This is a genomic window from Gillisia sp. Hel1_33_143 (genome assembly GCF_900104765.1).
Classification (GTDB): Bacteria; Bacteroidota; Bacteroidia; order Flavobacteriales; family Flavobacteriaceae; genus Gillisia.
The window spans coordinates 235,562-255,233 of sequence record NZ_LT629737.1; the positions used below are offsets into that span (position 1 = coordinate 235,562).

Below are 19,672 nucleotides of genomic sequence, written 5' to 3' on the forward strand. Positions count from 1 at the left end.
TTTATTTATTTACAACTTTATAGCCTGTGGAATTAATTGCTTTTTCTATATCTTCCTTTGAGGTTTTTGTATCGTCAAATTTCACTTCTGCCTTCTCGTTTTCATAGGATACCTCTACATGTACAATACCTTCTAATTCATTTACAGCATGCTTTATGTGTTCTTCACAAGACGTACAGGTCATTCCCTTGACATCAAAGTTTACAGTTTGAATATCTGATTGACTTACAATCACAATATCCTTTTTATTTTCCGGATAAAAGATTTTTGAATAATACGGGAAAGCCAACATTAATACCGAGAATATTGTCACCAAGCCAAGGAATGTTTTGGACTTAAAAAAAGAAGGTTTTTCGTCTTCATCACAAGCGCAGTCTATCTCTTCTTGAGTTTTTGGTTTTAGTTTTTGATACCAAGCGAAAGCCAACACTAAAACCGTGATCCCAATTAAATAAGGCCTAAAAGGTTCCATCCAAGAAAAAGTGGAAGCAAGACCGGTAGTCCCGGAAATTAATGCCAATACGGGCGTTATACAACAAAGAGAGGCGGCTGCAGCCGTAAGTAGCCCAGCTCCCAAAAGCTTGCTGGATTCGTTCTTTTGTGTAGATTTTGAAATTGTTTTCATTATTTTGAACTTATTTTAATTTTTTTATTTGGGAATGATTATCATCCAGTTTAAACCGCAATTTTATTTGTTTTTATACTTCGGAAAATATCGGCGAGAATATGCTCTTCACCATCATTCAAGGAATAATAAAGGGTTTGCCCATCCCGGCGAGAAGAGATAATTCCGGCATCCTTGATTTTACGAATGTGTTGAGAAATAGCCGGCACACTCATTTCTAAGATATCGGCAATATCACAGGGACATAGTTCACCTTCCATTTCAAGTAAAAACAAAATTTTAAGCCTTACCTTATTTCCTGCAATCATCAAAACCTTGCTCATAAAAGAAAAATCATCTTCTCTTTTGGCAATTTCACTTTGACAAGTAAAAATTTGCTCGTGATTGGCCTCACTTCGGGTACATAGAATTTCAAAATTCTTTTTCATGATTTATATATTATATATGCAAATATATCATTAAATGTTTATTTAAGCAAATACTTAAGTATTAAATTTAAAAAGCCGAAAGAATTAGATTCCTTTGCTCTACAGTAAGGTTTGTGGGTTAAAACAATTGTTTCTAATGCAAGTTAGGCTTTTCTGCTTATGGATAATCTTTTACGTTTTTGGTGTAGCATAGGCTTGATTCTAACAGCAAATGTGTATGGCTTTAAGAGTTGGCTTTTCCGTAATATTTTTTTCGCAACCAAAAGGAAACTCGAACTAATAAAATCAATGCAGGAACTTCAACCAATGGACCAATTACTCCTGCAAATGCTTGCCCTGAATTCAGTCCGAAAACAGCAATGGCAACTGCAATCGCCAATTCAAAATTATTCCCGGCTGCTGTAAATGCTACAGCTGTCGTTTTATCATATTCTGCTCCTGATGCTTTAGTAACGAAAAATCCAATGATAAACATTAACGTAAAGTAAATAAGCAAAGGAACTGCAATAATCACAACGTCCATTGGTATTTCCACAATCAATTCTCCTTTTAGCGAGAACATTACCACAATCGTAAATAAAAGCGCAATTAAAGTTATTGGCGAAATTGTCGGAATGAATTTTTTTGTGTACCAATCCTCTCCTTTAAGTTTTACCAATATTAATCTGCTTAAAATTCCCATTACAAACGGAATGCCTAAATAAATAGCGACACTTTCTGCAATTGTGCCAATTGAAATATCCACAATAGCACCTTCAAATCCAAAATATGGAGGAAGCACTGTGATAAAAATCCATGCATAAAAACTGTATGCAAAGACTTGAAAAATGCTGTTCAAAGCAACTAAACCTGCTCCATATTCACTACTTCCTTCTGCGAGATCGTTCCAGACCAAAACCATTGCAATACAGCGTGCCAGACCAATTAAAATTAGTCCGACCATATATTCCGGATAATCTCTTAAAAAAGTGATTGCCAATACAAACATCAAAATGGGTCCAATTATCCAATTGAGAATAAGTGAAATAGAAAGGATTTTAGTGTTTCTAAAAACTTTTGGTAAAAGTGAATAATTGACTTTTGCCAAAGGTGGATACATCATTAATATCAAACCAATTGCAATCGGGATGTTAGTTGTTCCGTTACTAAATGAGTTTATAATATTGGGAAATGTTGGTATAAAATACCCAAGTCCTACTCCAACAGACATTGCTACAAATATCCACAAAGTCAGGTTTTTGTCCAGATAGCTTAATTTTTTTGTAGTCATTTTTAAGATTGGATTTGAGAGAAAACGTAAAATAATTCAGTTGCAATTTGCAGACTTCTTTCATTGTATTTTTCTTTCTGTTGTGGTGTATTATCAAATGCTTTTGGGTCTTCAAAAGTTATTGGAATACGTTTTTCCGCCCCCGCAATAAAAGGACAACCTCCATCAGCTTGTGAGCAAGTCATAATAGCTGCGAATTTTGATTTTGGGTTAAAATCATCATCCAATGTTTTTGAAAACCCAATAATAGGATGTTCATTTTCAGCATATTTAATACTGTAAATAGGATTATTTCCTTCTGAAATTATTTTGACTTCAAAGCCTGAATTTCCCAAAGTTTCTGCAACCATTGGGAAAAGAGCGGTAGATTCAGTTCCTCCTGAATAACAAAAAACATTTTTAATATCAAAATAGTGAGCCATTGTTTGTGCCCAAACTTGGGAGAAATGACTTCTACGTGAATTGTGTGTGCAAATGAAGTTTATTCTAATTTCTTGAGCGTTATTGACTTTTGTTCTGATAAATTCAATTAGGGGTTGCAAGATTTCTTTTCGTTCTACCGATATGTTTTCAACATTCAATGAATTTATAGTGATTTCTATTTTTTTAAATAGTGTAGTTCTATGTGAAGTCATATAGAATATTTGTTTATTGCGATTATACAATTAATTAATGTAAAATATTTTAGCAGCACTCTTCTTTTGTAGAAATATCTTGATTTAGAAATTGCGACATTGTTTCTTTCATTTTAGTCCAATTTTCGGTGTTGATGCAATAGCAAACACTCGTTCCTTCTACATTTCCTTTAATTAATCCCAAATGCCTTAATTCTTTCAAATGTTGGGAAATGGTTGGTTGAGCAAGTCCTATTTCCTTTACCAGATCGCCACAATAACAAGTGTTTATTTTAAAGAGTTGTTCTAGAATAGCAACCCTTGCTGGATGACCAAATACTTTAGCGAATAAGGCAATCTCATTTTGCAGATCGGTAAATATTTCTGTTTTGGCTAATCCCATTTTCTTAATTATTTAATTGCAATATTACAATTAATAATTAAATCCACAAAAGTTTATAATATGATAGCTTGTGTAATGCGAAAAATCATTGAGCCGTTTAGAATTAGAAAGTATATTTTAAAGACGAATAAGTATAGTAATTAACAGAAGTAATCAGGAATATAGAATCGAAATTGCAAACTTATATCAGATCAAGAGCAATAAGATTTGATTTTTAATAAGGTGTTTTTTTGACTTATCGTTTAAAATCAAATAGCAGGTTTGCACTTAACACCTTAAATAAATTCTTCATTGAGGTAGAATATGACGTCAAGAGCAATAGTATAATAAAGTAAGTTTTATTTCAGGGGAGAAATTAGATTTATATAGTAATCTTTTATTATAGAAAGATTGAAAAGATAGTGGCAAGTTTTTAAAAAAAAATATTAAACTTAAGGAAGTTAGTTTCTGACTTTAAAATATTCTTAATGCTTAGTTATTGATTTTTCGAACTCAAGAATTTCATCATTTGTAATTGAATCATAGATTTTTGCAAAATCATATAATTTATAACCCATTGCTTCAACGATTAAAATTAATGTAGTGGATCTAGGGATAGATTTTGAGTTAAATGTATCGGAAACTGTTGCTTTTCTAATATCTGCATCCAAAGCTATTTTATTATAGCTTGTAGCAATTGGATCTAATTTATCATCAATTTTTTTAAATATTTTACTGGCAACCAAAAGTTTATTTAAGCTTATTGCAATTTTGATATCCATTCCATCCATTAATACCTTTTTCATCTATGCAATTAACTATTTAACAAATAAAATATCGGTACGCTTTGCCGTACCGATATTTTATTTTATATTTGGATTGTATCTTAGTAAATAGATACTTTTTAAATATATTTGCGATACTTCTTAAAGTAAAATATTAGAAGCATTCGCTTTGAATCTCGAATCGAAAACTGGTAATTTTTAGTACACGAGATGATAGGTGAAGTGCTCACAACCCGGGGTGTGAGCTCACTTATTGTGTACAAGGTAACCAGTACCGCGGTTCAATAAGTTGAGTTTTGCGCCCTTTTTTGTATTCTGGCTATTTCTCTTCTTATATATTCTAAAGCGATTATTTCTTCCAAATAACTTAAGTCTCGCATTTTAAAAAAAATTACTACCCCTACATTCTAATTTTAGGCCAAAGTGGCTGGCACTTCTCTATGGAGTGGATTTAAAAATTCTTGTTTGCGGGAACAAGAAAATTTTAATAATCCCGTGGGTTGCAGTTGCGAGCCCTATTTATAGTAACGGCTTTGGGTGGGGTCTCTAAAATGGAGGCTTTGGGCTAATATTTATGAAATGATAAGCTTTAATGCATAGGGGTGTTAGCTTAAAAAAAAGAAATTGTTTATGAGAAAAGATTTGAATTAGCCTATTTATAGGTGTTAAGCTAAGAAGCCTTCCCTTAAAGATTGGAGTCCGATGGGGAAGGCCTAAGCTTAAATAAAACAATGTTTCATTTAAAACACATGTAAAATTATGAAAAATAATTACTCGCGCCTCAAATGGGTGGCGCTAATTATTATTGCTGGAATGCTTTTATTTCTAGCACAAGCTGCCATGGCAGGTAATAAACCTTTAGTAACCAATTCGTTTCCTCAACAAGAAATAATAGGTAAAGTAACTAATATGGAGGGGGTACCTCTTATTGGAGTTACAGTTATGGTAAAGGGAACCAATACGGGAACTATTACCAATTTGGAAGGAATTTTTCAACTTAATGTTCCTCAAAATAACACGTTGGTATTTTCATTTATAGGCTATAAAACCTTGGAACTTCCTTTTAATGGAGAGAAAGAAGTCAATGTTAGCTTAGCCGAGGATATCGCCACACTTGGCGAGGTGCAAATAAACGCAGGTTATTACAATACTACCCGCAGGGAAAGTACGGGTAATATCTCTAGAATCACAGCCGAGGAAATAGAATTACAACCTGTAGTAAGCCCTTTGCAAGCTTTGCAAGGTAGAATGGCTGGGGTAGAGGTGTCTTCTGGTGGAGTAAATCCTGGGGGTGCTACTACCATTAGAATAAGAGGAATTAACAGTTTACGCTCAGAAGGCAACTACCCACTATATATTATAGATGGCGTTCCAATTAACTCCACCCCCATAGAAACAAATTCCATTATTGGCAATACAGGTTTAGATCCATTAAACACCTTGAATGTTTCGAACATAGAGAGTATTGAAGTACTAAAGGATGCAGATGCTACGGCTATTTATGGGTCTAGAGGTGCAAATGGGGTAATATTAATTACTACCAAAACCGGAAAGCAAAGGGAGACGGGTTTAGAGGCTAGAATTTATACAGGGGTGAGCACTATGCCCAATCGTTTAAATCTTTTAAATACCGAGCAATATCTTGAAATAAGAAGAACTGCCTTTGAAAATGATGGGGTAGAACCAAATGAGTTTAATGCTTACGATTTGGTTTTGTTTGACCAAAACAGGTATACCGACTGGCAAGATTTTCTTTTTGGTGGCACTGCAGAGACTACCAATGCAAATCTTGCTTTCTCTGGAGGTAATGAAAACACTTCATTTAGAATTGGAGGCTCTTATTTTACTCAGGGAACGGTTTACACTGGGAACTATAACTACCATAAAATTACTGGAGATATAAGTCTAAATCATCGCTCCAAGGATAATAAATTCAATATTAATCTTTCCTTAAACTATGGAGTAGATGTAAACAGGCTAGTGGGTAATGTTAGTTTAAATTCTGCCACTTTTCTTTTACCTCCCAATGCCCCTTCTATTTTTAATAATGATGGTAGTTTAAATTGGGAAGATTGGGGAGAAGCTAATCTTGATAATCCATTAAAAGGATATTTTAACGCTACAAATACTGAATCCAACAATCTAATTTCTAACGTAGGCTTATCCTATGAGTTATTTAAGGGATTAAAGCTTAAAACCACTTTGGGTTATTCGAAGTATGATAGTAATGAATTATGGAAACTTCCAAGTCGTTCTTATAATCCAGCAGATGCATCACCCAATAGTTCGTTTCACTTAAGTTCGAATAGAAATTCTTGGATAGTTGAACCTCAGTTAGTATATGAGAGTCAACTTATGAAGTTAAACGTCGCAGCTTTAATTGGCGCAACCTTGCAAGAAAACAAACAAGATCAACAAAATTTTCAAGCCACGGGATACGCGTCAGAATCTTTAATTGGAAATATTGCAGCTGCTGAAAAAATTATAAATGCCACTAACACACAAACAGATTATAAATATAGTGCATTGTTTTCTCGCTTAGGAATTAACTGGGACAAAAAATATTACATCAACTTAACTGGGAGAAGAGATGGATCCTCTCGATTTGGTCCAAACAATCGCTTTGCAAATTTTGGTGCTGTTGGGGTTGCATGGATTTTTTCTGAGGAACCATGGGTAAAAAAATCACTTCCATTTTTATCCTTCGGAAAATTGCGGGGCAGTTATGGTACCACAGGAAATGATCAAATAGGTGATTATGGTTATTTAGATGCATATGAAGCAACGGTAGGACCGGGAGGTTTATATCCCACAGCCTTGGCTAATCCTGATTATTCTTGGGAGGTAAATAAAAAGTTAGAAGCAGGGATAGAACTAGGTTTACTAGATGATAAAATAAGGCTAGGTTTAAGCAGGTATAGAAATCGCTCTTCCAATCAACTTGTAGGATATACACTCCCCTCCACTACGGGATTTAATTCCGTACAAGCAAATTTAAGAGCCACCGTACAAAATTCTGGTTGGGAGTTGGAAGCGAATAGTGTTAATGTTGAAACTAAAAACTTTCGTTGGCAAACTGCATTAAATATTAGTTTTCCAAAAAATGAATTGTTGAGTTATCCAAATATAGAACAGTCAACCTATGCGAATACCTACCGTGTTGGGCATCCTTTAAACATTTCTTTATTGTATGAATATACTGGGCTGGATCCAGAAACAGGGTTGTATACGATTCGTGATGTTAATGAAGATGGGAGTTTCGATTTCCAGGATAGAATTATAATCCAAGATCAAAGCAGAAAATTTTATGGAGGTATTAATAATAACCTTTCATACAAGGGTTTTACATTACAATTCTTATGGGAATTTGTAAAACAAAACGGAAGGCTTGTATTATTTGATGCGGGTGCCCCATTCAACATTCTTGATTTGGATGACAGCTCTTTAAATGGGCAGAATGAATATCAGACCATTTCACAATCTTTCCAAGCTAATAGAGCATATAGTTATGTATTAGAAACAACATTTCCAAATCAGGATGCATCTTTTCTTAGGTTAAAAACTTTATCCCTAGGATATAATTTACCTAAGGGTTTTATACAATCTGTTGGCCTCAAGCAAGCTAAAATATTTATGCAAGCTCAAAATCTACTAACCCTAACTCCGTTTAAAGGTTTAGATCCTGAATTTCCTACATCCACAATAGGATTTGGAAACTTGAGAACAATAAGTGGTGGACTTCAAATTAATCTTTAATTAAAAAATATGAAACTGAATATATTAAGAAAGTTAGGACTGCTATTACTCCTTGGCACAAGTCTAATCTCTTGCGAGGACTTCGTGGAGTTTGAAACTCCAAATAACAAACTTATACGGGGTGAAGTTTTTAATAACGATGCTACTGCTAATAGTGCGATGATTGGAATTTACAACCAGTTGCGTTTAGCAGCTTTTTCAAATGGATCTAGGAGTAGTGTTACTCTACTGGCAGGTTTATCTGCCGATAATATTAGAAATATTAATACTACTAATTTCCTCAGATTGCAATTTGAGCAAAATGAACTATTGCCAGACAATCCAAGTAACTTGGATATATGGTCTAGTGCTTATAATATGATTTATATGACTAATTCTGTATTGGAAGGTTTGGCTGAATCAGAGAAAATTACTGCTGATCTAAAAACTCAATTGGAAGGAGAAGCCAAATTTATTAGAGCCTTTACTTACTTCTATTTAGTGAATTTGTACGGGGAGGTTCCTTTAGTCTTGACAACCGATTATCGTGAGAACGAACTGGTTTCCCGAAACAGTGAGACTGATATCTATGAGCAAATTTTGGATGATCTTATAGATGCCTCTAATTTGTTAAGTATAGAATATGTAAGCGGAGATCGTTCTAGGGTCAATAAGTATGCTGCAAACGCTTTACTGGCAAGAGTTTATTTATATCTAGAACAGTGGGAGAATGCTGAAGAGCAAAGTAGCATAGTGATACAAGCAACCCCAACCTATGAAATCTTGGAGAACTTGGATGAAGTCTTTTTAGCCAATAGCAATGAGGCGATATGGCAAATTTCTCCAATAGGATCGGGTGGACTCGTGAGTCATACCAACGAAGGAAATCTTTTTATTATAGATCCATTTTTGTCCTTTTTGGCAAGTATACAATTACAAGATGATTTTGTAGCTGTATTTGATGAAATGGACAAAAGATTAACCAATTGGATAGGATATCACACTGGGAAGCAAGCTTTTTTCGCCTACAAATATAAAATTAGAAATAGTACAGAGTTTCCTGCTAAGGAGTATTCCATGGTGCTTCGGTTGGCAGAGCAATATTTAATTAGGGCAGAAGCAAGAGCAAATCAAGGAAAGATAGCAGATGCGATCGGAGATCTTGATGAAATAAGAGCCAGGGCTGGAATAAAGCGTTTAGCTGACATAAACCCTACAATTGTGAAAGAAGAATTATTAGATAAAATTCTTGAAGAGCGCAGAATGGAATTATTTACAGAATGGGGACATCGATGGTTGGATTTAAAAAGAACAGGTAAAGCAACTGAAATTTTAGGAGTGAACAATCCATTTTGGGAAAATACAGATGTGTTATACCCAATTCCAAGTGAAGAACGGATGAAGAATCCAAATCTTAGTCAAAATAATGGTTATTAATTACTTAGTTATGCTGTGGAATTATAAGAATATAGTTTTAATTATCTTGCTTTTCTTCAGTGTGAGCGTTGTGGCAAGTCAAGAAAAGCAAAATAAAAATGAGGACGATTTGCTAGATAGCTCCGTTAGGCATGGTCAATTGCAAAATGGATTCACCTACTACCTTCGAAAAAATGACACTCCTAAAAATAAAATTGAATTGCATTTAATTGTAAAAGTTGGTATAAGTCAATGGGATAACACTCAGTTGGAATATGCACATCTACTGGAACATTTAGGCTATAAGGGTACAAAAAACTTCCCAAATAAAAAGAGTCATTTTGGAAAGCCTGGAATAAGTAATCATGCAAAAACTAGTTTCGATTATACAGAATATTATTTTAGTATACCGTCTGAAGATACTCAGATGTTGAGTGATGTCTTGAAATTATATCGGGATATGACTCATAATATTATTTTAGACCAGAAATCCATCGAAGTGGAGCGCGCAGCAGTCTTAGGGGAAAGGAGAACAAATAACCCCTACAGGGACTGGTTAAATGAAACTATAAAGGATAATTTATTAAGCAATGTTGGTTTTAAGAAATTTGAAGAGAAGAAAGCTATACAAGGTATGGAAGACTTTAACATTGAGGCTTTTTTTAAATTTTATAAGGATTGGTATCGACCTGAACTTCAATCTATAATTATAGTTGGTGATATCAATTTGGATAAAATTGAGCAGAAAATTGAGAATAATTTCTCAAACCTCAAGCCTCATATCGATTCTAAAAAACATGATGAAGGTCATTATAATCCAAAAATTAAGTTGAAAGGTCAGAATAGATTATTAACTATTAATGACAGCACAAATTCCAACATTCGGTTTAAGATCTTTTCGAAAAGTATTAATAAGGGTTTGAACCCAAAAGATGAAAATGACTTTAAGGATTTAGTACTACTGAAATTGTATCAGAATTTGGTTAAAGCGAAAAGTGAGATGTTCGAAGAAAGTTTCCATCCACTTTTTTCTGAATTTTTCAGTAATTATGCACTTGGGGAATTGGCAGGAGGCCAGTTACAAGTTATTACTATGGGAGTTGATTTGGAAACTGGGAATCAAAAACAAATGCTAAAAACGATTAGAGAGGCTTTTTTTGCTTGGAAACAAATACATAATGGAATTTCAGATTTAGAGTTGGAAAAAGCAAAAGTAAAAATATTAAATGAAGTAAATAATAACAGCTTATCGAGTTCTGTATCTTTGGCTAGTAGGTATCGAAAACATTATGTAAATGGCCGTTTTGCAAAAGATTCACAAGAAGAAATAGAAATGATTTCTCAAATCTTAAGAGATATTGATCTTGAGCAAATCCAGTCTTATTTTAAAAAAGCAGGAGACCTCAGTGAAAATGTAGATTTTGTTTTTCTAAAAGGGACTAAAGCAAAGGTGCCGGATAATAACAAAATTAAAAGAATTATAAAAGAGATTGAAAGTATAGAGGTATCTCCAATAGATCCTCCAAAGGAACCGATAAAAACATTGACAAATTTGGTGTCTGTTCCAGTTTCGAAAGCAATAAAATTAGATAAATCATCTAAAAATTTAATAGATGTATCCACAATAACTCTCGATAATGGTATCAAAATAGTTTTAAAGCCTCTTAAACCTACCTCTAAAAAATATAATAGCACTCTACAAATAAGAGGATATAGAAAAAATAACATTCCATTTAAAAATAGAGATGTATACCTGGAAGCAAGCCTTGTTCCAGAGATAGTAAAATACACTGGAGCTGGAAAGTATTCCAAATTTGAGCTAGACAAATTTAAGGCAGCTAAAGGCATTAAATTACGTTTTGATTTTACAAAAGATTTTCAAGCTTTAAATGGAGAATTTAAATTTAGTGAAATCGAGGAGTTTTTTAGTCTTATCAATCTCTACAGAACCCAACCCAGAATGGATACTGAAGGATTTAAAGCTTGGAAGAATAATAAAAGATTAGAGTTCCAGGGTAAGACCATTAGAGGATCATCTGATTTTTATCAGGACAATATTCTTGCCTTGCGTTATCCGGAAATACCAAGGTTAAAAAGTGATGAAATTGAAGATATTAATCTTAAGAAAATACTTAAAGCTCACAACCAATGGTTTTCAGATTTCAAGGGATATACTTTTATTGTAACTGGGGATTTTGAAAGAGAGAAAATTGCAAAACAACTAATAAATATTTTGTCTGCTTATCCAACAAAAAATCTTCCAGAATTGGATTCTGTAAATAGTGCTGAATTTCCTCTAAAAAAGATGGATAAAACTATTTATTTAGAAAATATTAATCAAGCCATGGTTACCCTTTCCTTCCCTATTAAAGTTGAAAGAAACACAAAAAATACAATCTTACTTCAGCTTTTAAGTATGGTATTAAACGACAAGATTTATAAACGTTTAAGGGAAGGTTGTTTTTCCCCTAGGGCTTATGGAAAATGGGAGGATAGTCGCAAAGGTATTTATTCCTTTAATGTAGGTTTTGATAGTGCAATAGGCAATCAAGAAAAAATGATTGAAATGGTATTAGAAACTTTTAATAACCTCAGAGAAGAGGGAGTTTCACAAGATTGGCTAGAAAAGGCTGTTAAGAATGAATCCTACAGCTACAAAAATAGAATAGATGATTTTGGTTTTTTTAACATGTGGCCAGACTATTTGCAAAATAAAATTGAAAATGGAGAAAATATGGTTTCTGAATTAGTAGAATATAATACCGTATTGGAACATTTTATAAGTTTAGAAGAAATGAATTTAGCTATCAAAAAATTTTTAAGAGAGGATTACTTTCAAAAATTTGTGATCCTACCAAATAATGGGATGGCTCAGTAGGATTTATGAATTTTAAAGCTAGATTTATAGATTTATAAAAATGCCCATCGCAATTAGCGATGGGCATCAATAATTAAATTTATGGATTTAGGACAGTAGGTTTTGTGGTATTACTATTTTTGAGTGTACTCAAATTCATTTCATCATACACATCGTAAATAGGACCTCCTTGTCCAAACTGTACTCGACAAGTAGCACTCCCTTGAGCACAATTTTGTTCGGGTATTCCCTCCCAAGATCCATTAATAAAAACATAATCCTGTGTTTCTACTACTGGCTCTGTTTTCATATCAACATTGGCGAAGGCCAATCCTATGGCAAAAATAAATGCCATCATCGGTAATATTAATTTTTTAAATTTCATGATTATAAAGTTTTAAAAGTTAAAAATATGCCTATTCTCTATCAGGTTAGGCTGAACCTGCATTATTGCGCAATAATGTTTTCGTCTTATAGTATAAAGTTCCTCATTTAAGAGCTTGATGATTTGTCTTAAATGATTTGATAATAGCCTTAGAAGCTACTTTTTAAGATTTTCTAACTTGGGAGGGAGTCCTACCGTATTGTTTTTTAAAAGATCTGGAGAAATGAGAAAAGCTTTTAAATCCGCAATCTTCGGCTATCTCAAATATAGGATTGTTAGTCTCAACTAGAAGAATATATGCTTTTTCTAGGCGTTTATGAAAGTGGTATGCATATATTGTGTCACCGTAAGCTCTTTTAAATACAGTTTTAATTTTACTTACACTACCCCCCACTTCACTTGAAATAACAGGTAAACTTTTTAATTTCCTATCAAGCCTTTTCATAACATATTCGTGAAGTTTCCTTACTAATTTTCTTTGATCCTGTAAAAGTAAACTGCGATATTCACTAGGATATTTATTAGTGATTGAATGTTTATTCCTATTCGAAATCTTCTGTCTTTCGTTATTGAACACCCCTTTGAAAACGGAAAGAATATAATTGTTTTCTCCATTAGATTTTATGTGATGCATATAACCATAGCCTGACCAGAAATAACCTCTAGCGTGTATAAACTCTACTTTAAATGCTTTATTTCTTTCCTTTGGATGTTTTAAATTAGTATTAAGCTGATCTGGTAGAATTGTTTCTTCACTCGTAAATAATCTTACAGGTTTATTAATTATTTCATCTTCAGAGTAATTTAAAATTTCAAGTACATTTTCGGAGTAAGAGGTTATATGTAAATTTCGATCAAGATTGAGCACTATATTTTCAATTATCTCTTCACATTTTTGATTATTAATTTGGTGAACCGTGGTATCAATTTCTTCCACCATGGTGTTAAGTGATAAGACTATCTGTTCCAGTTCGTCCTTAACGTTTCTTAAAGGAAGTGTATAAGTATAATTACCTAGCGTGATTTCGGTTATAAAATCTAGGATTTCTTTTACCCTTTGTTTGGAATTAGCTGTATACATACTAACATTATTTCTAAGATTATTTATACCTATATAGAAATGATAATGCTTCTGGCATATCCGTAAACTCCTTGGTAGGGACAGAAGGATTACTGATGATTAAAAAAGCTTTAGTTAGAGTTCCTAAATATTCTTTTTCTATAACAAGAGCAATTGCTAAGGCATTATAACAGCCCTTTTCAGCAAGAAACTCTCTAGCTGCTTTATTGGCTGTTTTTAGGTGCCGGATATCACATAGAATAGGATAGGAAACTCCATCTTGGAAACGTAATCTGTCTTTTACAATTGCTCTGGCAACATTTAAATCAATAACGGTATTTGGTTTGTAAACAAAATGAAGAATACCTTCATCAATCCAAAAGTGCGCATAATCTTCACCTTTAATCATTTGGAGCCCTATTTATATCCTAATTTAAAGAAAAAAAATAATATAATTATTAAAGCTAATCATCCTTACCAAACGTAAATAAGTACCAGAACATAGCATTTGACCGCATTTGCCTTTAAAATATAATATTTGTCTTAGAAGTCATTTTATTTTATAAAACGCTGAATGCTAAATTCTTTGATTAGTTTCATAGTTGTAAAAATATAGGGCGATGGCAAAAATTAAGCACAATAACCTTCTGGATACTGTAATTTCGGTAATGACGAATGCAAAAGAATCGGGAGTCTTGCATTTATATGCTGAAGGTGAAAAATTTGATGGTAGACAGATTCAGATAAAAGGGAAGAAACTTTTTCATTTTGGTACTACAGGCTATTTAGGTTTAGAACAGGATTATCGACTGAAGCAAGGAGCTATAAATGCAATTAATTCCTATGGATCTCAATTTCCCCTTTCCAAATCTTATATATCTCAACCATTGTATGCAGAATTGGAATCTCTTTTATATGATATTTATGGAAGCCCAGTTGTAATAACCAAGAATAGTACGCTTGGTCATTTAGGAGTAATCCCCTCGATTGTGGATGATAGCGATGGAGTGATTTTAGATCATCAGGTACATTGGAGTGTTCAGAGCGCTGTAAATCCGTTAAAGCTGCGTTCGGTTCCTGTAGAAATGATTCGTCACAATAATCTGGAAATGTTGGAAGACAAAATTAGAAAACTACAATCTAAGTGCAAGAAGATTTGGTACATGGCTGACGGTATGTATTCCATGTATGGTGATTATGCTCCTATTAAAGAATTAATGCAACTATCCGAAAAATATCCACAACTTCATATTTATTTTGATGATGTGCATGGAATGAGTTGGAAAGGTAACAACGGTAGCGGATATGTGATGAGTGTTTTAAAAAAGCTACCCGATAGGATGATACTTTTTGGAACGCTTGGCAAAACATTTGGTGCTGGCGGTGCTGTAATGGTGTGTAACGATAAAAAAATACATCAAAGAATCAAAATTTTTGGAGGTCCCCTAACATTTTCTGTGCAATTGGAACCAGCCACCGTTGGGGCAGCTATTGCATCTGCAAAGATCCATTTAAGCGAAGAAATATATGAAATGCAAGACGATCTTTACGATCGAATTTCCTATTTCAATCAATGTTTGCAGAAAACAAACCTTCCTTTAATAATAAACAACAATTCGCCAATATTCTATATAGGGGCGGGTATGCCAGAAACAGGATTTAATTTAGTGAATAGGCTTATTGAGGCTGGGTTTTATGTAAATTTAGGTATGTTTCCAGCTGTTCCCGTAAAAAATACAGGCCTAAGAATTACAATATCTAGACATAATCAAAAACAAGAAATTAAAGCCTTAGTAGAAGCACTTGAATACCATTTTCCAAAAGCTCTTGCAGAAACACATACAAATCTTGATCGTGTGAATTTCGCATTTGGTCGAGGAAATAATAAAATGACCACATCCACACAGTCCAGATCAAACTTAACCTTAGAAACCTATAATTCAATCAAACATATTGATCCTAAATTATGGAATGAAACTGTGGGAGGTAATAGCTTTTATGACTGGAAAGGACTTAAGGACTTGGAAGGGGTTTTTAAGAATAATAGCTCTCCCGAAAACAATTATCAATTCTATTATTATGTAGTAAAAAATGATAAACAAGAGTGCATTTTAGCTACTTTTTTTTCTTATGGATTATGGAAAGAAGATATGCTTGCACCGGAGTCTGTTTCTGTTAAATTAGAAAAGATGAGGGAGGGTGAACCTTATTACCATACAAGCTATTGCCTTAGTATGGGTTCTATGATCACCGAGGGTGAACATTTATATTTATGCCAAGACAAATCTGATTGGAAGGAAGCTTTTAACCTATTACTAGAGCAATTAGAAATATTAGAAAAAAAATTAAAACCTCAGTATGTCATTCTTCGGGATTTTAACACAGCGGATAAAGCCATAAAAGCTTTTCTACATAATAAAGGTTTCGTTCAGGTTGCTATGCCCGAAGCGGCTGTCTATGATCAATTCAATTGGAATGATGAGGCTTCCTACATTGAAACACTAAGCAAAAGCTCCAGAAAACATTTCAGAAAAGATATTGAAGCTTTTAGAGATAAGTTCGAAATTCAGGTCTTGGATGAATTATCAAATATAGAATTAGAAAAGAGTTTTGAACTTTATCAACAAGTAAAGAAGAATAATTTAGGACTCAACACATTTAGTTATCCTTTATCGCTTTTTAAGCACATGAATTTATCTCCACAATGGGAATACATACTTTTATATTTAAAGGAAGAAAAAATGCTTCAAGTCGGAGTAATGTTTTGCTATAAAAATTCCAATAATATTTACACTCCTGCAATTATAGGAATGGATTATGAATTCTCCAGAGAATATAATGTTTATAGACAGCTGTTGTTCCAGACCATATTACGAGCAAATGAGTTAGGCAATAAGAGAATAGATTTTGGTCTAACCGCTGGTTTTGAAAAACACAAAGTAGGTGCCAAGGTTTTGGAAAAGTGTGCCTACATACAAACGAAGGACAACTTTGCTTTGGAAGCCTTAGACTGGTTAAGAAAAGATTAATACTCCCCCTATGAAGTATAGTTTTTAATGTATTCCCTTAAGCAAACCAATTGAAAATAGCGCAACAACGGTATTATTTATTTTCCTTAAATACTAATCTCATGTTCGAGAAAGCAATGTTTATGTTTACGGATCAAATAAACCAGATCATCAATTCGGAAAGCTCATCACTTGAAAAGGCCGAATTGGGAATTCGGCTTTGCAATAGTACCCTATCTGAACTGCAGCATATGGTAGAAAAGGAGGATTTTGAAGATTCAGCTTCTGAAATTAACTTCTTTAGAAATATCAAATCCCTTCCTATGAGCTATTTAATTTACTTTAGCGAAATAAGAAACTGCGAACATAGTATACCCAAGGCAGGAAGTAGCCCAAAAGTTAGGTTTCTGGAAAAGGAAGTGAAAAAAATTAATAAATTCTTTTCCCAAAATAAAGATTTTGTGAACTATATGGAGCAATCCCATAATTATATGGATCCACAATTCTTCACTAGAAATAACCTCGATAATTTCCCATTTGCACCGACCATAAACTATTATCAATATCCTGAATTCTCCACCTCACACGATATGCTTTGGGCAATGGTTCAGGCTATGTATAAATTTATCCATTATATCCGTGATAAACTTCACAAATTACAACCCGATAATAAAGTTCTTTATGCAGAAAAGCAGCCTAAATTACTGTTATGGTCAGGATCTAAAACAGCTCTGGTAGAACTTATTTATTCCTTGTACGCCGATGGAGCATTAAATCATGGGAATGTAGAAATAAGTACTATCATTTCATCTTTTGAGGATTTCTTCAATACTAAATTAGACCAAGGATACAAGACCTATTCTGAAATTAAAGCTAGGAAAGGTGACAGAACAAAATACCTAAATCAATTAATTTTGAAATTGGAAAGTAAAATGAGACGTGATGATGCAAAATAGTTTTCGAATCAAATCGTAATTACGTTTTTAAGTATTCCGCTAATTTTCTGTGCATAATTACTCCTAAAAGCTTTATTTCTATTCTTAAAACTATCAAAGTAAACTATATACCCTCAAATATTATAACTGTTAAATTTTTTCGTAACTCCAATACTCATTGTGATAAAACAACATCAAACTGATTCAAATTTGTAAAACGAAAGTCAAATTAACCTAATCCCGCTGCTTTAAAACGTATAACCTGCAGCGGGGTTTTTAAAAACCGTTTTACTATGCCAACAAGTATTATTACCACAGACGATCTTCGAGATTTCAAAATTGAACTGCTCCAAGACATTAGAAAGCTACTTACCAAACAAACTTCTGGAAATTTAAAGCGCTACTTGAAGTCGTCCGAAGTTATGGAATTACTTCAATTGAGCCCAGGTACTTTACAAAACCTTAGAATTAATGGTACGCTTCCCTATTCAAAGGTTGGTGGAATTATTTATTATGATTCTGAAGAAATCCACAAGCTTATGAATAAAAATCGCATCCAGAACACATTTGATTAAAAGGTTATGAATTATATAAAGCTACTAAATGCGGCTTTTGAAAAGTTCTTTTTTGATGACCGCCTAAATCCGACCCATATAAGCCTTTATATGGCGCTGTTCCAGGAATGGAACAGCAGCCGCTTTGCAGATGAGTTTTACGTGAACCGCAGGGATTTGATGATGGCGTCCAAAATAGGTTCAAAATCCACTTACCACAGATGTATAACTGAATTATATTCCTGGAACTATCTATTCTATTTTCCATCGAACAATCCATACAAAGGCAGCAAAATCAAGATGGCCATTATTGGGACAAGTGATGAACCAGTTACGGGACACTACGATCCCATATTAGAACAGCTTGCGGAACAGTACCGTCCCAGAAATGAACCAGTAGTGAACCAGCACCATCCCATAAATGGACAAGCACTGTACCCGCACCGTCCCATCAGTGGACAAGCATTGGTATCTACTATAAACAATACCAAACAAGTAAACAATATAAAACAACCAAAGGGCTGGCAGGCCGTTATTAATTTTTTTATTGAAAGAAGTTTTAATGCTGATGAAGGAAAAAAATTCTTCGAGCATTATGAAACTCGGAATTGGCAAACGAGCGATGGAAATGAAATTCGAGATTGGCGTGCCTTAGCCACCAATTGGATGGATAGATCAGAGCTATATGTCGAAGAAAACAAACCAAACGAAAAACCGGCATCCCAAATCAAGGACAACTTGCGAACCACTAAAAATAAGGATTATGGACAACCCCTCTAAAATCACCGAAGGTAGCGTGGAATATTCGCTTGGAAAGTTTGATGGAAAATCTGTGCTCTACGATTTTCCAAAAATCCTTGTTTATCTTAAGGCAAAGGGTAAACTTCTCTTTGGAGAAAAATTTAAAATTTATAAGCAGGATAAAGCTATCTTACTTCAGCTATGCTCCTACTTCATTAAGGATAAGGAGAACTGTCATAAATTTGGAATTGATACAGAAAAAGGTCTACTGCTTTCCGGTCCCGTGGGATGTGGTAAAACCAGTTTAATGAAATTACTTCGACACATCGTCCCGATGCAACGACCGTATGAGATGATTCCGTGCAGAAATGTTACTTTTAGCTTTAATCACCTCGGTTATAAAACCATCGAGGAATATGGGAATACTAAATTCTTCTGTTTCGACGATCTGGGCATAGAGCCTCCGGGAAGATTTTATGGCAAGGATCTCAACGTAATGGGCGAAGTGCTCCTGTCTCGTTACGAATTATATCTACAGACCAAACACAAAATTAAGACCCACGCCACGACCAATCTAAATGCCGAGGAACTGGAAGAGCGGTATGGAAATAGAGTTCGTAGCCGAATGCGGGAACTGTTTAATTTGGTGGCTTTTGATAAATATAGTCATGATAAAAGAAAATAAATATGGATTCTAATGGACTACTGAATATTTATGAGCAATATTATCACGCAAATTTAAGATATGGCATTTCTTTGAGAGCAAATACTTGTCACTCAATTGTTCAGTCCCTTATGATCTATGAAAAAAGGGTAAGACTCTAGTAAAGTCAAACCCCATTATTTTTAATTTACATTTATTGGGATTGTGTCAAGA

General features: G+C 33.8%; 17 protein-coding genes. 8 read left to right on the forward strand and 9 right to left on the reverse strand.

What is annotated here, in order from left to right; genetic code table 11:
* Nucleotide 1: 1 nt before the first annotated feature.
* From merTP to BLT84_RS01110, 6 genes are all read right to left on the reverse strand, one after another.
* The gene (gene merTP, locus BLT84_RS01085; protein ID WP_034888814.1) at nucleotides 2-625 is read right to left on the reverse strand and encodes a mercuric transport protein MerTP; all 624 of its coding nucleotides are present in this window, start codon (nucleotides 623-625) and stop codon (nucleotides 2-4) included.
* A gap of 50 nt (nucleotides 626-675) precedes the next feature.
* The gene (locus tag BLT84_RS01090; protein WP_091262251.1) at nucleotides 676-1,053 is read right to left on the reverse strand and encodes an ArsR/SmtB family transcription factor; all 378 of its coding nucleotides are present in this window, start codon (nucleotides 1,051-1,053) and stop codon (nucleotides 676-678) included.
* Nucleotides 1,054-1,276: 223 nt separating this feature from the next.
* A complete protein-coding gene (gene arsB / locus BLT84_RS01095) occupies nucleotides 1,277-2,323 on the reverse strand; it encodes an ACR3 family arsenite efflux transporter (protein WP_091262253.1) in 1,047 nt (348 codons plus the stop codon).
* Nucleotides 2,324-2,325: 2 nt separating this feature from the next.
* Nucleotides 2,326-2,958 (reverse strand): low molecular weight phosphatase family protein, encoded by a 633-nt coding sequence (locus BLT84_RS01100; RefSeq protein WP_091262255.1) that lies wholly within the window; start codon nucleotides 2,956-2,958, stop codon nucleotides 2,326-2,328.
* A 49-nt stretch (nucleotides 2,959-3,007) separates the two neighbouring features.
* A complete protein-coding gene (locus tag BLT84_RS01105; protein ID WP_034888807.1) occupies nucleotides 3,008-3,340 on the reverse strand; it encodes an ArsR/SmtB family transcription factor in 333 nt (110 codons plus the stop codon).
* A 464-nt stretch (nucleotides 3,341-3,804) separates the two neighbouring features.
* Nucleotides 3,805-4,125: a hypothetical protein gene (locus BLT84_RS01110; RefSeq protein ID WP_034888805.1), complete on the reverse strand. Its 321-nt coding sequence runs from the start codon at nucleotides 4,123-4,125 to the stop codon at nucleotides 3,805-3,807.
* A gap of 738 nt (nucleotides 4,126-4,863) precedes the next feature.
* On the opposite strand from BLT84_RS01110, the gene BLT84_RS01115 reads away from it, so the two are divergent.
* From BLT84_RS01115 to BLT84_RS01125, 3 genes are read left to right on the forward strand one after another with little or no spacing between them, the layout of a single operon-like run.
* Nucleotides 4,864-7,860 carry a SusC/RagA family TonB-linked outer membrane protein gene (locus BLT84_RS01115; RefSeq protein ID WP_091262257.1) on the forward strand — a complete coding sequence of 999 codons (2,997 nt, stop codon included), beginning with the start codon at nucleotides 4,864-4,866 and terminating at the stop codon, nucleotides 7,858-7,860.
* A gap of 9 nt (nucleotides 7,861-7,869) precedes the next feature.
* On the forward strand, nucleotides 7,870-9,276 hold the full coding sequence (locus BLT84_RS01120) for a RagB/SusD family nutrient uptake outer membrane protein (protein WP_091262259.1): 1,407 nt from the start codon (nucleotides 7,870-7,872) through the stop codon (nucleotides 9,274-9,276).
* A gap of 10 nt (nucleotides 9,277-9,286) precedes the next feature.
* The gene (locus BLT84_RS01125) at nucleotides 9,287-12,133 is read left to right on the forward strand and encodes a M16 family metallopeptidase (RefSeq protein WP_172822429.1); all 2,847 of its coding nucleotides are present in this window, start codon (nucleotides 9,287-9,289) and stop codon (nucleotides 12,131-12,133) included.
* A gap of 79 nt (nucleotides 12,134-12,212) precedes the next feature.
* Here the strand turns inward: BLT84_RS01125 and BLT84_RS01130 are convergent, their stop codons facing one another.
* From BLT84_RS01130 to BLT84_RS01140, 3 genes are all read right to left on the reverse strand, one after another.
* Nucleotides 12,213-12,497 (reverse strand): DUF6520 family protein, encoded by a 285-nt coding sequence (locus BLT84_RS01130; protein WP_091262263.1) that lies wholly within the window; start codon nucleotides 12,495-12,497, stop codon nucleotides 12,213-12,215.
* Between the two features lie 163 nt (nucleotides 12,498-12,660).
* A complete protein-coding gene (locus tag BLT84_RS01135; RefSeq protein ID WP_091262265.1) occupies nucleotides 12,661-13,578 on the reverse strand; it encodes an AraC family transcriptional regulator in 918 nt (305 codons plus the stop codon).
* A gap of 19 nt (nucleotides 13,579-13,597) precedes the next feature.
* Entirely contained in the window at nucleotides 13,598-13,966 is a 369-nt protein-coding gene (locus BLT84_RS01140) for a hypothetical protein (RefSeq protein ID WP_091262267.1), read from the reverse strand.
* A 211-nt stretch (nucleotides 13,967-14,177) separates the two neighbouring features.
* Between BLT84_RS01140 and BLT84_RS01145 the strand changes: the two genes are divergently transcribed.
* The 5 genes from BLT84_RS01145 (at nucleotide 14,178) to BLT84_RS01165 (ending at nucleotide 19,480) form a co-directional block, all read left to right on the forward strand.
* Complete coding sequence (locus tag BLT84_RS01145) at nucleotides 14,178-16,586, forward strand: aminotransferase class I/II-fold pyridoxal phosphate-dependent enzyme (protein ID WP_091262269.1); 2,409 nt, start codon at nucleotides 14,178-14,180, stop codon at nucleotides 16,584-16,586.
* A gap of 122 nt (nucleotides 16,587-16,708) precedes the next feature.
* The gene (locus tag BLT84_RS01150; RefSeq protein ID WP_317039992.1) at nucleotides 16,709-17,521 is read left to right on the forward strand and encodes an RteC domain-containing protein; all 813 of its coding nucleotides are present in this window, start codon (nucleotides 16,709-16,711) and stop codon (nucleotides 17,519-17,521) included.
* A gap of 272 nt (nucleotides 17,522-17,793) precedes the next feature.
* Entirely contained in the window at nucleotides 17,794-18,075 is a 282-nt protein-coding gene (locus tag BLT84_RS01155) for a helix-turn-helix domain-containing protein (protein ID WP_034888789.1), read from the forward strand.
* 6 nt (nucleotides 18,076-18,081) lie between these two features.
* Nucleotides 18,082-18,834 (forward strand): hypothetical protein, encoded by a 753-nt coding sequence (locus tag BLT84_RS01160; RefSeq protein WP_091262273.1) that lies wholly within the window; start codon nucleotides 18,082-18,084, stop codon nucleotides 18,832-18,834.
* Nucleotides 18,818-19,480, forward strand: coding sequence for an ATPase (locus BLT84_RS01165; RefSeq protein WP_091262275.1), 663 nt, complete (start codon nucleotides 18,818-18,820; stop codon nucleotides 19,478-19,480). Before BLT84_RS01160 ends, BLT84_RS01165 begins: the two co-directional genes overlap by 17 nt.
* The last annotated feature ends 192 nt before the right edge of the window (nucleotides 19,481-19,672 follow it).